We start from the raw sequence: 14,570 nt of genomic DNA on the forward strand, positions 1-14,570 counted from the left end.
TCTTGGCCAACCCCGTATGGACATGCCCCCTGTCAGCCGACCTGGGGGTCGCCCTTCGTATACGTCAGGCGCTCGACCGCACCGGGCTGGAAGCTGTCCTCGATCTTCTTTCCGTTGACGTAGAGCTGGATCGCGCCCGCGTCGCCGAGGACGAGGTTGATCTTCTCGCTGTCCTGGAAGGTCTTGGAGTCGCCCTGCTTGAGGAGTCCGTCGAAGAGAAGCCGGCCGTTGTGATCCTTGGCCGAGATCCAGCTGCGTCCGTCGGCGGCGCTGACCTGGACGGTCACCTTGTCCTGGGGCGCGGCCGCGATGGCGCTGTCCGAGGGGTTGGACTTCGGGTTGCCGGACTTGCTGCTCTTGGGCGTGGGCGAGGCCGACTTGCTGGTCGAGGGCGTGGATCCCTCGGCGACCTGCGGCTTCGCGCCGCCGTCGTCGCCGCCCTTGAACGCGGTGAACCCGACGAAGCCGACCACGGCGACGATCGCGGCGACCATGGCCGCGGTCCAGTTGGGCCCGCGCCGCTCGGGGCGGATGCGTTCCGCCTCGAAGAGGGGGGCTGCCGGGGTCGGGGCCGGGCGGCCGCCGTGCGCGGCGTCGTACTGTGCGAGCAGCGGGGCCGGATCGAGGTGGACAGCCTTGGCCAGGGTCCGGATGTGGCCCCGGGCGTAGACGTCGCCACCGCAGGGGGCGAAGTCGTCCGCCTCGATGGCGTGCACGATGGCGATGCGGACCCGGGTGGCGTTGGTGACGTCGTCGACAGTCAGCCCGGCCGCGATTCGTGCCTGCCGCAGGGCATGGCCGACGGAGCGGCGGGCTTCCTCGCGATCGTCTTCGAACGGACGCTCGTCTTCAGGGGAGTTGCCGATGGACACGGGGGCGCCTTTCGAGCGTTTAAGCCACCTGTGCTGGAGGTTCAGTCTAGGGGGGGTGCGAAAGGGTGGGGCAACCGGGCGGTCGGACTTTGTAGCCCATCGGAATGGCCGGACACGCCGATGGTGGGGTGCGCGATTGTCGCTTCCCTCAACTTGACGTACGTGGAAGGGAAACGGTTGCTCAATGATCCCTTACGGGTGAGTCACGATCGGACATCGGTGGACAGCCCGCGCGAGCCTCTTCCTCAAGCCTCCCCGCGGATCACCGCGAGCACGCCGTCCAGCTCGTCAGGCTTCACAAGAACGTCACGAGCTTTCGACCCTTCGCTCGGTCCGACGATGCCCCTGGACTCCATGAGGTCCATGAGCCGCCCGGCCTTGGCGAAGCCGACGCGCAGCTTGCGCTGGAGCATGGAGGTCGACCCGAACTGTGTGGACACCACCAGCTCGGCCGCCTGGCACAGCAGGTCGAGGTCGTCGCCGATCTCCTCGTCGATCTCCTTCTTCTGCTTGGTGCCCACGGTGACGTCGTCCCGGAAGACGGGCGCCATCTGGTCCTTGCAGTGCTGGACGATCGCAGCGACCTCGTCCTCGGTCACGAAGGCGCCCTGCATACGGGTCGGCTTGTTGGCCCCCATCGGCAGGAACAGCCCGTCGCCCTTGCCGATGAGCTTCTCGGCGCCGGGCTGGTCGAGGATGACGCGCGAGTCCGCGAGCGAGGAGGTGGCGAAGGCGAGCCGCGAGGGCACGTTCGCCTTGATCAGACCGGTGACGACGTCGACCGACGGCCGCTGCGTGGCCAGCACCAGGTGGATGCCGGCCGCGCGCGCGAGCTGCGTGATGCGCACGATCGCGTCCTCGACGTCCCTGGGGGCGACCATCATCAGGTCGGCGAGCTCGTCGACGATCACCAGCAGATACGGGTACGGCTGCAGCTCCCGCTCGCTGCCTTCGGGCAGCTTCACCTTGCCGTTGCGGATGGCCTCGTTGAAGTCGTCGATGTGCCGGAATCCGAACGCAGCCAGGTCGTCGTACCTGAGGTCCATCTCCCGTACGACCCACTGGAGCGCCTCGGCGGCCCGCTTCGGGTTGGTGATGATCGGCGTGATCAGGTGCGGGATGCCCTCGTAGGCGGTCAGCTCGACCCGCTTGGGGTCGACGAGGACCATACGGACGTCCTCGGGAGTCGCGCGGACCATGATTGACGTGATCAGGCAGTTAATGCACGACGATTTACCGGAACCGGTGGCTCCGGCCACGAGGACGTGCGGCATCTTCGCGAGGTTGGCCATCACATAGCCGCCCTCGACGTCCTTGCCGAGCGCAACCAGCATCGGATGGTCGTCCTCGGCGGCCGCCGCCAGGCGCAGCACGTCGCCGAGGTTGACCATCTCGCGGTCGGTGTTCGGGATTTCGATGCCGACCGCGGACTTGCCCGGGATCGGGCTGATGATCCGGACGTCCGGGCTGGCCACGGCGTACGCGATGTTCTTGGTCAGCGCGGTGATTCGCTCGACCTTCACCGCGGGGCCGAGCTCGACCTCGTAACGCGTGACCGTCGGACCGCGCGTGAAGCCCGTGACGGCGGCGTCGACCTTGAACTCGGAGAACACGTTCGTGAGCGAGGCGACCACCGCGTCGTTGGCCGCGCTGCGCGCCTTGCCGGGGCCGCCGCGCGTGAGGAGGTCGAGCGAGGGCAGCGAGTAGGTGATGTCGCCGGACAGCTGGAGCTGCTCGGCGCGCGCGGGCAGGTCGCTCGGCGTCTCGGGCGCGGGCTTGGTGAGATCCGCGACCTCGACCTTCAGCTTCTCATGCTTGGGGCGCGCGGCCGGGACAGCCTTCGGAGCCGGTGTCGGGGTCGGAGTGCTCTCCTCGCGATCCCCGACACTCACGCCCTGGGTGAGGTCGGCGACGATCGGCGAGGGCGGCATACCGTGCATGACGGCGCCGTCGAGCGCGGCAGCCGCGGCAGCCGCGACGTCCACGGCGTCCATCTGGCGCTGCATGTCGGGCTGCGGCACCGCGGACCTCCGCGGGCGCCCACGGCGCCGCGACAGGGCCTCCTGCTCCGCGCTGTCGGGGTCGTACGACTCCGGAGCCGGACCGCGCCTGCGCGTGCGCGCGGGCAGCGCCTCGCGCCACTGCTCGTCGTAACGCTGCTCGTCGTCGGTGAGCTCGTCCTCATCCGGATCGTGGAGGATGCCGAGCTTCACGCCGAGCAGCCGCAGCCGCTGCGGAATGGCGTTGACGGGAGTGGCCGTGACGACGAGCAGCCCGAAGATCGTCAGCAGCACGAGCAGAGGTACGGCGAGAACGTCGCCCATCGTGTACGTCAGCGGGGTCGCCGCAGCCCAGCCGATGAGGCCGCCGGCGTCCCTTATCGCCTGCATGCCGTCACTGCGGGCGGGTGCCCCGCAGGCGATGTGGACCTGGCCGAGCACACCGATGACGAGCGCGGACAGGCCGATCACGATGCGGCCGTTGGCCTCGGGCTGCTCGGGGTGCCGGATGAAGCGGACGGCGATGACCGCGAGCAGTATCGGCACGAGCAGGTCGAGGCGGCCGAAGGAGCCGGTCACCAGGATCTCGACGAGGTCGCCGACGGGGCCGCGCAGATCGGCCCAGGTGCCCGCGGCGACGATCAGTGCGATACCGAACAGCAGCAGGGCGATCCCGTCCTTGCGGTGCGCGGGGTCGAGGTTCTTGGCGCCGTTCCCTATGCCGCGGAACACGGCGCCGACGGCGTGCGCGACGCCCAGCCAGAGGGCGCGCACCAGCCTGTAGATGCCGCCGGTCGGACTCGGCGCCGGCTTCGGGGGCGGCGCGGACTTCTTCGCCGCGGCCTTCTTGGCGGGCGCCTTTTTCGCCGGGGCCCTTTTCGCGGCGGCCTTCTTCGCCGGAGCCGCCGCCTTCTTCGCGGGCTGCTTCTTGGCAGCGGAGGGACGTGAGGCCATAGGTGTGAGGTTACCGGTGGATGCGACAGCGGACACGTGTGCCTACTGCTTCACCCGTTCGTGTCGCCCTGAAGCGAGCGCGGAACTGACGCGTCCTCATGGGCAACTGGTCCGCGCCTGGCAGTCAGTTCTGCGAGGGCACCGAGGACGCGCTGCCGGCGCCCGGCTCCAAGGCGTCCAGCGCCCGCCGCAATCCCGTGAGTTTGCGTTCGAGATGGGCCGCGGTCGCCACGGCCGCCGCATCCGCCGACTCGTCGTCGAGCTGCTTGGACAGCGCCTCGGCCTGCTCCTCGACCGCCGCGAGCCGCGCCGACAGCTCAGCGAGCAGGCTGGCGGGCTCCTTGGCCTCGCCCACCGCGGCCTTGCCGCCACCGCCCTCCAACTGGAGCCGCAGCAGCGCCGCCTGCTCCCGCAGCTGGCAGTTCTTCATGTACAGCTCGACGAAGACCGAGACCTTCGCGCGCAGCACCCACGGGTCGAACGGCTTGGAGATGTAGTCCACCGCGCCCGCCGCGTACCCACGGAAGGTGTGGTGCGGGCCGTGGTTGATCGCGGTGAGGAAGATGATCGGGATGTCCCGGGTCCGTTCTCGCCGCTTGATGTGCGCGGCTGTTTCGAAACCGTCCATTCCCGGCATCTGAACGTCCAGCAGAATGACCGCGAAGTCGTCCGTGAGCAGTGCTTTGAGCGCTTCCTCCCCGGACGATGCCCGCACCAGCGTCTGATCGAGCGCAGAGAGGATGGCCTCCAGCGCAAGCAGATTCTCCGGCCGGTCATCGACCAGGAGGATCTTGGCCTTCTGCACCATGGCCCGCCCTCCTCGCCCCGGATGTGCACCGGGCGCCGCCCCTTGGGACGACTCCCTTTCGCCGCCCGTCCTTGTGCCGGTCATCGTAGCCGCACCCCGCCTGTCGCCACACCCTGTCACCGCGATGTCACTGTGCACGTAGCAGAAACGTAGCGGGAGACCAGAAGGTTCCCCGAATCCCGTACTTCTACACGGCTTCGGCCACACTGAGTCAGCAACTCCGTGTGAACATCGATGGTTCCCGTCACTCCCCCCGCATCCACTGCTCCATCACCGACAGCAGGTGATCGGGATCGACCGGCTTGGTCACGTAGTCGGAGGCGCCCGACTCGATCGCCTTCTCCCGGTCGCCCTTCATCGCCTTCGCGGTCAGCGCGATGATCGGCAGGCCCGCGAACTGCGGCATCCTGCGGATCGCCGTGGTCGTCGCGTAGCCGTCCATCTCGGGCATCATGATGTCCATCAGGACGACCGCGACGTCGTCGTGCTGTTCCAGGACCTCGATGCCCTCGCGGCCGTTCTCGGCGTACAGCACGGACAGCCCGTGCTGTTCTAGCACGCTGGTCAATGCGAACACATTGCGGATGTCGTCGTCGACGATCAGCACCTTCTCGCCGCCGAACCGGATCCCGCGGTGCACCTGCGGCGTCGCGTCCTGCTCGGCGGCCGACCACTGCTCCTGGGTCGCCAGGCGCTGGTCGGCGTCGAGTGCGTGCCTGCGGCGGCGCCTGAAGAGCGCGGCGGCGCCGTTCTGTGTCTCCCGGTACGACTTCACCTCGGCCGGCGTCTCGATCTCCACCTCGGGGAACTGGGCCAGGTCCGAGGCGGCCACCAGATCGCCGGCGTTCAGGGCGGGCAGGGCCTGCTGGTAGCCCTGCGGCGGCAGTTCGCTCGGATGCAGCGGCAAATACAGCGTGAACGTCGAACCGCGTCCCGGCTCGCTCTGCGCGTGGATCTCACCGCCGAGCAGCTGGGCGATCTCCCGCGAGATCGACAGCCCCAGGCCGGTACCGCCGTACTTGCGGCTCGTCGTGCCGTCCGCCTGCTTGAACGCCTCGAAGATCACGCGCATCTTGCTGGCGGCGATACCGATGCCGGTGTCCGTCACCGAGAACGCGATCAGATCCGCGTCCGGGTCGCTCATCGACCCGGCCTCGAGCAGCTGCTCCCGGATCGCCACCGGGACCTCCCGGCCGGCCGGCCGGATGACCAGCTCCACGGCCCCGGAGTCGGTGAACTTCACCGCGTTGGACAGCAGGTTCCGCAGCACCTGCAGCAGCCGTTGTTCGTCGGTGTGCAGCGTGGCGGGCAGTTCCGGCGACACCCGTACGGACAGGTCGAGGCCCTTCTCAGCGGTCAGCGGCCGGAAGGTGGCCTCCACGTAGTCGACGAGCTGGACGAGCGCGATACGCGTCGGGGAGACGTCCATCTTGCCCGCCTCGACCTTCGACAGGTCGAGGATGTCGTTGATCAGCTGAAGCAGGTCGGAGCCCGCGCCGTGGATGGTCTCGGCGAACTCGACCTGCTTCGGGGTGAGGTTGGAGTCCGCGTTGTCGGCGAGCAACTTGGCCAGGATCAGCAGCGAGTTGAGCGGTGTGCGCAGCTCGTGCGACATGTTGGCGAGGAACTCGCTCTTGTAGCGCATCGACACGGCGAGCTGCTCGGCGCGCTCCTCCAGGACCTGCCGGGCCTCCTCGATCTCGGTGTTCTTGACCTCGATGTCGCGGTTCTGCTGGGCCAGCAGCTCGGCCTTCTCCTCCAGTTCGGCGTTGGACGCCTGGAGGGCCTTCTGCCGGTTCTCCAACTCGGCCGACCGCTCCCGGAGTTGCTCGGTCAGCTCCTGCGACTGCTTCAGCAGCAGCTCCGTCTTGGTGTTGACGGAGATGGTGTTGACGCTGGTCGCGATCATCTCGGCGATCTGGTTGAGGAAGTCCTTCTGGATCTGCGTAAACGGATTGAAGGAGGCCAGCTCGATGACACCGAGCACCTTGCCCTCGAACAGCACCGGAAGGACGATCACTTGCGCGGGCGGCGCCTCGCCGAGGCCGGAGGAGATCTTCAGGTAGCCGCTGGGCGCGTTCTCCACCAGGATCGTGCGTTTCTCCTCGGCGGCGGTCCCGATGAGCGCCTCGCCCGGCCGGAACGAGGTCGGCATGGAGCCCATCGAGTAGCCGTACGACCCCAGCATGCGCAGCTCGTACGAGTCCTCGCTCTCGGCGCTCAGGTCCTTGCCGTCCACGGGCGTCATCGCCACGAAGAACGCGCCGTGCTGTGCCGAGACCACCGGTGTCAGCTCGCTCATGATCAGCGAGGCCACGTCCTGCAGATCGCGACGGCCCTGCATCAGCGCGGAGATACGGGCGAGATTGCCCTTCAGCCAGTCCTGCTCCTTGTTGGCGATCGTGGTGTCGCGCAGGTTGGCGATCATCTTGTTGATGTAGTCCTGCAGCTCCTGGATCTCGCCGGACGCATCCACGTCGATCTTCAGGTTCAGGTCACCGCGGGTCACCGCGGTCGCCACGCGCGCGATGGCGCGCACCTGCCGAGTAAGGTTTCCTGCCATTTCGTTCACGGACTCGGTGAGGTCGCGCCAGGTGCCGTCGACGTCACGCACGCGTGCCTGACCGCCGAGCTGTCCTTCCGTGCCCACCTCGCGGGCCACTCGGGTGACCTCCTCGGCGAAACTGGACAGCTGGTCAACCATCGTGTTGATCGTCGTCTTGAGCTCAAGGATCTCGCCGCGAGCGTCAATGTCGATCTTCTTGGTCAGGTCACCCTTGGCGATGGCCGTGGTGACCATGGCGATGTTGCGCACCTGGCCGGTCAGGTTGGACGCCATGCCGTTCACCGAATCGGTGAGGTCCTTCCAGGTGCCCGCCACGCCCGGCACATGCGCCTGACCGCCGAGGATGCCGTCCGTGCCCACCTCGCGGGCCACCTTCGTGACCTGATCGGCGAACGAACTCAGCGTCTTCACCATCGTGTTGAAGGTGTCGGCAAGCTGCTGCACCTCGCCGCGCGCCTCGATCGTCACCGTCCGCGTCAGGTCGCCGTTGGCGACGGCCGCTGCGACCTGGGAGATGTTGCGCACCTGCATGGTCAGGTTCTTGGCCATCAGGTTCACATTGCCGCTGAGGTCCTTCCAGATGCCCGTGACACCCGGCACGTGCGCCTGGCCGCCCAGGATGCCCTCGGTGCCCACCTCGCGGGCCACCCGGGTCACCTGCTCGGCGAAGCTGGAGAGCTGGTCGACCATCGTGTTGACCGTCGTGACGAGCTCGAGAATCTCGCCCTTCGCGTCAACAGTGATCTTCTTGGACAGGTCGCCCTTGGCGACCGCGGTCGTGACCTCGGCGATGTTGCGCACCTGGATCGTCAGGTTGTTCGCCATGAAGTTCACGGACTGGGTGAGGTCCTTCCAGGTGCCGGAGACACCCTGCACCTCGGCCTGACCGCCGAGCTGCCCCTCCGTACCCACCTCGCGGGCGACCCTGGTGACCTCCTCCGCAAACGACGACAGCTGGTCCACCATCGTGTTCAGGGTGTTCTTCAGCTCCAGGATCTCCCCGCGCGCGTCCACGGTGATCTTCTGGGAGAGGTCACCTCGGGCGACCGCGGTGGCGACCTGGGCGATGTTGCGCACCTGGGCGGTAAGGTTTCCTGCCATTCCGTTCACGGAGTCGGTCAGGTCACGCCATACGCCTGCCACGCCGGGCACCTGCGCCTGACCGCCCAGACGGCCCTCGGTGCCCACCTCGCGAGCCACCCGGGTCACCTGGTCGGCGAATCCGGAGAGCTGGTCGACCATCGTGTTGATGGTGTTCTTCAGCTCCAGGATCTCCCCGCGCGCGTCCACGTCGATCTTCTGGGACAGGTCGCCCTGCGCGACCGCGGTCGTCACCTGGGCGATGTTGCGCACCTGGGCCGTCAGGTTGCCGGCCATGCCGTTGACGGAGTCGGTGAGCTCCTTCCACGTACCAGCCACACCCGGTACGACCGCCTGACCGCCGAGGCGGCCCTCGGTGCCCACGTCCCGGGCCATCCGCGTCACCTGGTCGGCGAAGGACGACAGCTGGTCCACCATCGTGTTCACGGTGTTCTTCAGCTGGAGCATCTCGCCGGAGACGTCCACGGTGACCTTCTGCGACAGATCGCCGTTTGCGACCGCCGTCGTCACCTGGGCGATGTTGCGCACCTGCCCGGTGAGGTTGCGGAATGCGGTGTTGACCGAGTCGGTCAGGTCCTTCCAGGTACCGGCCGCGCCGGGCACCTGCGCCTGTCCGCCCAGCTCACCCTCGACACCGACCTCCCGGGCCACCCGCGTGACCTCGGAGCCGAACGAGGACAGCTGGTCGACCATCCCGTTGACGGTGTTCTTCAGCTCGAGCATCTCGCCGGCCACGTCCACGGTGACCTTCTGGGAGAGGTCACCGTTGGCCACCGCCGTGGTGACGGCCGCGATGTCCCTCACCTGAATGGTCAGATTCCGGAACACCGTGTTGACGGAGTCCGTCAGGTCCTTCCACGTACCCGCCGCGCCCGGCACATTCGCCTGGCCGCCCAGCTGCCCCGCGGCACCGACCTCGTTGGCCACGCGCGTGACCTCGTCCGCGAAGATCCGCAGCGTCTCCGTCATCTGGTTGATCGTGTCCGCGAGCTGCGCGACCTCACCACGTGCGGAGACGGTCACCTTCTGCGACAGGTCACCGTTGGCGACCGCGGTCGTGACCTGCGCGATCCCGCGCACCTGGGCCGTCAGGTTGCCGGCCATGAGGTTCACCGAATCGGTGAGGTCCTTCCACACACCGGCCACACCCGGCACCTGAGCCTGCCCGCCGAGCTCGCCCTCGGTGCCCACCTCACGCGCGACTCGCGTCACCTCGGAGGAGAAGGACGACAGCTGGTCGACCATCGTGTTGACGGTGTTCTTCAGCTCCAGCATCTCGCCGGCGACGTGAACGGTGACCTTCCGGGACAGGTCACCCTTGGCCACCGCAGTCGTCACCAGGGCGATGTCCCGCACCTGGGCCGTCAGCCGGTACGCCATCGTGTTGACGGAGTCCGTGAGGTCCTTCCACGAACCCGACATGCCACGCACGCGTGCCTGCCCGCCCAGCTTGCCCTCGGTGCCCACCTCACTGGCCACGCGCGTGACCTCGTCGGTGAACGTCGACAGCTGGTCGACAAGGTTGTTTACAGTCCGCCCGACCTTGAGGAACTCCCCGCGCAGCGGATGCCCCGTCCCGTCCGGCGCCTGCGTCCGCAGCTCCATCCGCGGCGACAGATCACCCTCCGCCACCGCCGAGAGCACCCGGCCGACCTCGGAGACGGGCCGTACGAGGTCGTCCACGAGCGCATTGGACGCCTCGATGGCGGCCGCCCAGGAGCCTTCGTAGGCGCCCGTCTCCAGCCGTTCCGTGAGCTTGCCCTCACGACCCACCATGCGCCGCACCCGCGACAGCTCGCCCGTCAAATGCAGATTGCGGTCGGCCACCTCATTGAAAACCGCAGCAATCTCCGACATCACGCCGTCGCCGGACACCGTGAGCCGCTTCCGGAAGTTCCCGTCGCGCATCGCCACAAGAGCCGCCAGCAGCCTGTTCAGAGCAGCCGTGTCCACCGCGGTGCTCCCGCCGCGCGGTTTGCGCTGGTTATTCAGGGACTGTCCGCCTTTCGCGCGCGTCTTAGTGCCCCGCGTCGCTGCGCCAGACTCCACTGTGTCCCTCCCGCAGGGGTCGACCGTTACTGCTGTGCTCCGGTACTACCGCTCGACGTACCAGGTACTGCTGCTTATTTCTGCCCGATGTACCAGGCCGCACCACGGGCTGCTGCCCGCTGTACGCGGAAGACACTCAGCCTGCCCGGACCTTCACAAGAAGCTTGCCCAGTGTTTCACCCTGCCTGAACCCGGCCATAACAGTTCGGCAGCTTCGCACATCGTCCGCACACCCTCTGGGCGGAAACACTGCAGACCGGCATCCGCATGGCCGTCGAAGGTAAGTAACCTTGCATGCGGCTGTCCAGCCGCGCCGGTCCGTCCGGCCTGGGCGGTGGCACGAGAACGAGCGGGCATCGGAGGGGCGGCCGCACACATGACCACCGGACTGATCCCGGGGGGACAGCCCCCGGACCCCCGGCCGACGGGCGGTCTGCCGCATCAGCGGCACGAGCCGGTCGGCCAGGCAGCCCTGCCCGTCGACAACCGGACGAGGAGTTCTGTGATCACCGCGCGCGCGGCCGCCTGCTTCGAGCCCGTCGGACGATCGGTAGCGACCGCCCGCTCCTTCGTCCGCGACACCCTCCAGGGCTGGGGATTCGCCGACATCGTCGACGACGCCGTGGTCCTCACCAGCGAACTGGTCACCAACGCCGTGGTGCACGCGGGCACCTCCGCGGACGTCCTGTGTCTGCGCAGTGATGAAGGCGTACGGATCGAGGTGGCCGACCGGTATCCGGAGCGCGAGATCCCCCTCCAGGGCCACCCCGTCAACATGGGCAGCCCGGACCGCGAGGGCGGCCGGGGACTCCAGCTGTGCGCCGCACTCGCCGGCCGCTGGGGCGTCGAGTACACGCCCACGCACAAGCAGGTCTGGTTCCAACTCGACCTCCCCGAGCGCGCAGTGGGCACCCGCGCCGCCGGCCCGTCCCTCCCCGCCGACCTACTGCCACTCGCCGACGGCCGGGTCCGCGTCGCGGTCGTCCAGATCGACCGCGGCGGTTCCATCACCTCGTGGAACGAGGACGCGGAGGAGCTCTTCGGTTACCCCGCCGAACAGGTGATCGGAAAGCCCCTTACCGATCTCGCCGCCTGGCCGCACACCCCGGGCACCAGCACCGGCATCGCGGAGGCCCTCCAGCTCTCCCGCTGGGAGGGCAGTTACGGCATAAGGGGCGCCAACGGCCGCGTCACCCCGGTGTACGCCTCGCACCTCCGCGTCCGTGACACGGGCGGCGAGCCGTCCACGGTCTGCCTCCTCGTCCGAGACCACGAACGGGCCGTCCTGCAGACCCCGTTGCGCATCCCGGCCTCCGACACGGCACCCTCCGCCGACGGCCAGAGCACCGACCCCTTCGAGGTGTTCATCGGCTCCCCGGCCCCGGACGACCTCGACGGGCTCCTCCAGCGCACGGTCGAACGCGCCCGCGACATGCTGGACGCCGACTCCGCCTTCCTGCTCCTCGCGACCGACGACGAAACGGAGCTGGAGGTCCGCGCCTCCACCGGCCTGCCCTCCGCCCGCCAGCGCTTCGCGCGCGTGCCCGTCGAGGCAGGCCCCGGCCGCTACGGCTCGGCCCGCATGCCGGCCGTCCACGACGACCTCACTGCCGTACCCGGCGCCGTCCCGCTCCTCAGCGGCACGGGCATGCGCTCGGTCGTCACGGTCCCGCTCAAGGTCGAGGGCCGACTCACCGGCTCCCTCGGAGTGGCGGCCGAGAGCCCCGGCAGATACTCCAACGAGGAGGCCCTGCGCCTCCAATTCGCCGCCGACCGCATCGCGTTGGCCGTCGAGTCGGCCCGCCTCGGCGAACTGGAGCGCCTGCGCCGAGGCTCCCTGAGCTTCCTGGTCGAGGCCTCCGACCTACTGGCCGGCACCCTGGACCGCGACCAGACCCTGGCCCTGATGGCCCAGATGACGGTCCCCACCCTCGCCACCTGGTGCGCCGTCTACACGATCGCCGACCAGGCCTCCGAGCCGTACCTGTCGTACGTCCTGCACGAGGACGAGGAACTCATCGACGGCATCAAGTCGTTGCTCTCGAAGGTCCCCCCGCCTGACCCGGTACCGACCCCGGGCGCCCGCGTCTGGTCGGCCCCCGGCGAGGTCGCCCACCAGGCGGCCCTGCGCAGCTCCATGCGCAGCCTCGGCCTGAGCGGAGGTCCGACCCACCAGATCGCCTCGGGCATCGGCCCCACGCTCGCCACCGCCTCCGCGGTCGGCGGCGAAACAGTCGTTCTCCCTCTGGTGGCCCGAAACCGCGTCATCGGCATGCTGACCCTCGGCAAGCCCACCGACGAACACTTCCGCCAGGAAATCCTGGAACTGGCCGAGGACTTGAGCCGCCGGGCCGCCCTGGCCCTCGACAACGCCCGCCTGTACTCGGAGCGCACGGCCATCAGCCAGTCCCTCCAGCGCAGCCTCCTGCCCCCGGAACTCCCGGAGATCGACGGCGTCGAGGTCGAGGTCATCTACCGCGCGGCCGGCGAGGGCAACGAGGTCGGCGGCGACTTCTACGACCTCTTCCCGATCAGCGACGGCGCCTACGGCTTCGCCATCGGCGACGTCTGCGGTACGGGCCCCAACGCGGCGGCAGTCACGGGCCTCGCCCGGCACGCACTCCGCCTTCTGGCCCGCGAGGGCCTCAGCGGCCCGGCGGTCCTGGAGCGTCTGAACTCGGCCATTCTCGACGAGGGCGCCCGCAGCCGCTTCCTCACCCTCCTCTACGGCGAGCTACGGCCCCAGGAGGACGGAAGCGCGGAACTGAAGGTGGTCTGCGCCGGCCACCCCCTCCCGCTCCGCCTCCGCCAGGACGGCACGGTCGAACCGGCCGCCGAACCCCAGCCGCTCCTGGGCGTCATGGACGACCTGGAGCTCTACGAGCAGACGGTCACCCTCGACCCGGGAGACGTCCTCCTGTGCGTCACGGACGGCGTGACGGAACGCCGCGAGGGCACCCGCATGCTGGGCGACGACGGCCTCACCGACGTCCTCACGACTTGCACGGGCCTGACGGCGGGCGCGGTCGCAGCCCGCATCATGCGCGCGGTGGAACGCTTCGCATCCGACGCCCCGTCCGACGACATGGCGATCCTGGCGATGCGGGTCCCGGGCCTTCACAAGGACTGAGGCGCGAACACAAAAAGGCCCCGCCCAATTGGGCGGGGCCTTTCGACTGGAGCCCCCAAACGGAATCGAACCGTTGACCTTCTCCTTACCATGGAGACGCTCTGCCGACTGAGCTATAGGGGCCTGTCACCTTGGGGAGTTCTCCCTCGCGGCAACGGAATAGATCATACCCCGAACAGATACGTGCTCCCAACCGCGTCGTCCAGTGCGGACCGCCCGCTCAGAAGGCAGGCTGAAGCAATCCACCCAGTGCATTGCACGCGCCCACGATGCGCTGCATGTCCCGCTTCGTCAGCGCGGCGTCCACCGGCAGCGCGAGAGTCTCGTCGGCGGCCCGCTCGGTCTCCGGCAGCGACACACACCGACGGAACTCCGGCAGCCGGTGCACAGGCGTCTTCACCGGCACCCGGCACTCAACTCCCCTGGCCCGCACGGCCCGAGCGAAGGCATCCCGATCCGGCCGCCCGTTCCCCGGCACGCGCACGACGTACTGCTGGTAGGTGTGCCCGTCACCGCCGTCGGGCGTCCGCACACCCCTCAACTTGGCGTCGAGATAGGCGGCCCGCTCCCTCCGCTGAGCAATCTCGTCGTACGGCACCTCGGACTCCCCCTGCTCCAGCACCAGAAGCCCGTGCCGCTGCCCCACACCGTGCAGCCGCGCGATGTCGGCCGGCCGACCGAAGCGGTGTACGACAACGACCGCCGCCGTCCGCGGAGTTACGGCTGCCTCGACAGCGGCCGCGTCGAGGCAGTACGTCAGCGGATCTATGTCGGCGAACACCGGCAGCGCGCCGGCAAGGGCGACGGCCCCGGCGACCTCGGAGTTCCCGAAGGCCGGCACGACAACCTCGTCACCGACTCCGACGCCGGCGGCCCTGAGCATTGCAGCAGTACCCATGCTCCGGATGGTTGTTGCGCAACGTGAACTTCAAGTGACGGAGAACAAAAAAGGGTTGGACCCCGAACCGAAGTTCAGGATCCAACCCTTTGAATGATTGTTCGGCGGCGTCCTACTCTCCCACAGGGTCCCCCCTGCAGTACCATCGGCGCTGTAAGGCTTAGCTTCCGGGTTCGGAATGTAACCGGGCGT

General features: G+C 68.5%; 6 protein-coding genes, 1 tRNA gene and 1 rRNA gene. 1 reads left to right on the plus strand and 7 read right to left on the minus strand.

All coding sequences use genetic code 11. The features are described from left to right. Positions 1-32 precede the first annotated feature (32 nt). The 4 genes from ACFY10_RS52795 to ACFY10_RS52810 form a co-directional block, all read right to left on the minus strand. Complete coding sequence (locus ACFY10_RS52795; protein WP_390672586.1) at positions 33-872, minus strand: helix-turn-helix domain-containing protein; 840 nt, start codon at positions 870-872, stop codon at positions 33-35. A gap of 245 nt (positions 873-1,117) precedes the next feature. Next, positions 1,118-3,826 (minus strand): DNA translocase FtsK, encoded by a 2,709-nt coding sequence (locus ACFY10_RS52800; protein ID WP_390672587.1) that lies wholly within the window; start codon positions 3,824-3,826, stop codon positions 1,118-1,120. A 124-nt stretch (positions 3,827-3,950) separates the two neighbouring features. After that, positions 3,951-4,634 carry a two-component system response regulator gene (locus tag ACFY10_RS52805; protein ID WP_390672588.1) on the minus strand — a complete coding sequence of 228 codons (684 nt, stop codon included), beginning with the start codon at positions 4,632-4,634 and terminating at the stop codon, positions 3,951-3,953. 244 nt (positions 4,635-4,878) lie between these two features. After that, a complete protein-coding gene (locus tag ACFY10_RS52810) occupies positions 4,879-10,350 on the minus strand; it encodes a HAMP domain-containing protein (RefSeq protein ID WP_390672589.1) in 5,472 nt (1,823 codons plus the stop codon). Positions 10,351-10,726: 376 nt separating this feature from the next. Between ACFY10_RS52810 and ACFY10_RS52815 the strand changes: the two genes are divergently transcribed. Then, the gene (locus ACFY10_RS52815; RefSeq protein WP_390672590.1) at positions 10,727-13,480 is read left to right on the plus strand and encodes a SpoIIE family protein phosphatase; all 2,754 of its coding nucleotides are present in this window, start codon (positions 10,727-10,729) and stop codon (positions 13,478-13,480) included. Positions 13,481-13,527: 47 nt separating this feature from the next. Here the strand turns inward: ACFY10_RS52815 and ACFY10_RS52820 are convergent. The 3 genes from ACFY10_RS52820 to rrf form a co-directional block, all read right to left on the minus strand. Then, positions 13,528-13,603 (minus strand) — tRNA-Thr (locus ACFY10_RS52820). A gap of 97 nt (positions 13,604-13,700) precedes the next feature. After that, positions 13,701-14,363, minus strand: a complete 663-nt coding sequence (locus ACFY10_RS52825) for a DegT/DnrJ/EryC1/StrS family aminotransferase (RefSeq protein WP_390672591.1) — start codon at positions 14,361-14,363, stop codon at positions 13,701-13,703. A gap of 114 nt (positions 14,364-14,477) precedes the next feature. Beyond that, positions 14,478-14,570: ribosomal RNA gene (gene rrf, locus ACFY10_RS52830) — 5S ribosomal RNA — on the minus strand; the annotation flags it as partial.

It is taken from the genome of Streptomyces sp. NPDC001401, assembly GCF_042895385.1.
Classification (GTDB): domain Bacteria; phylum Actinomycetota; class Actinomycetes; order Streptomycetales; family Streptomycetaceae; genus Streptomyces.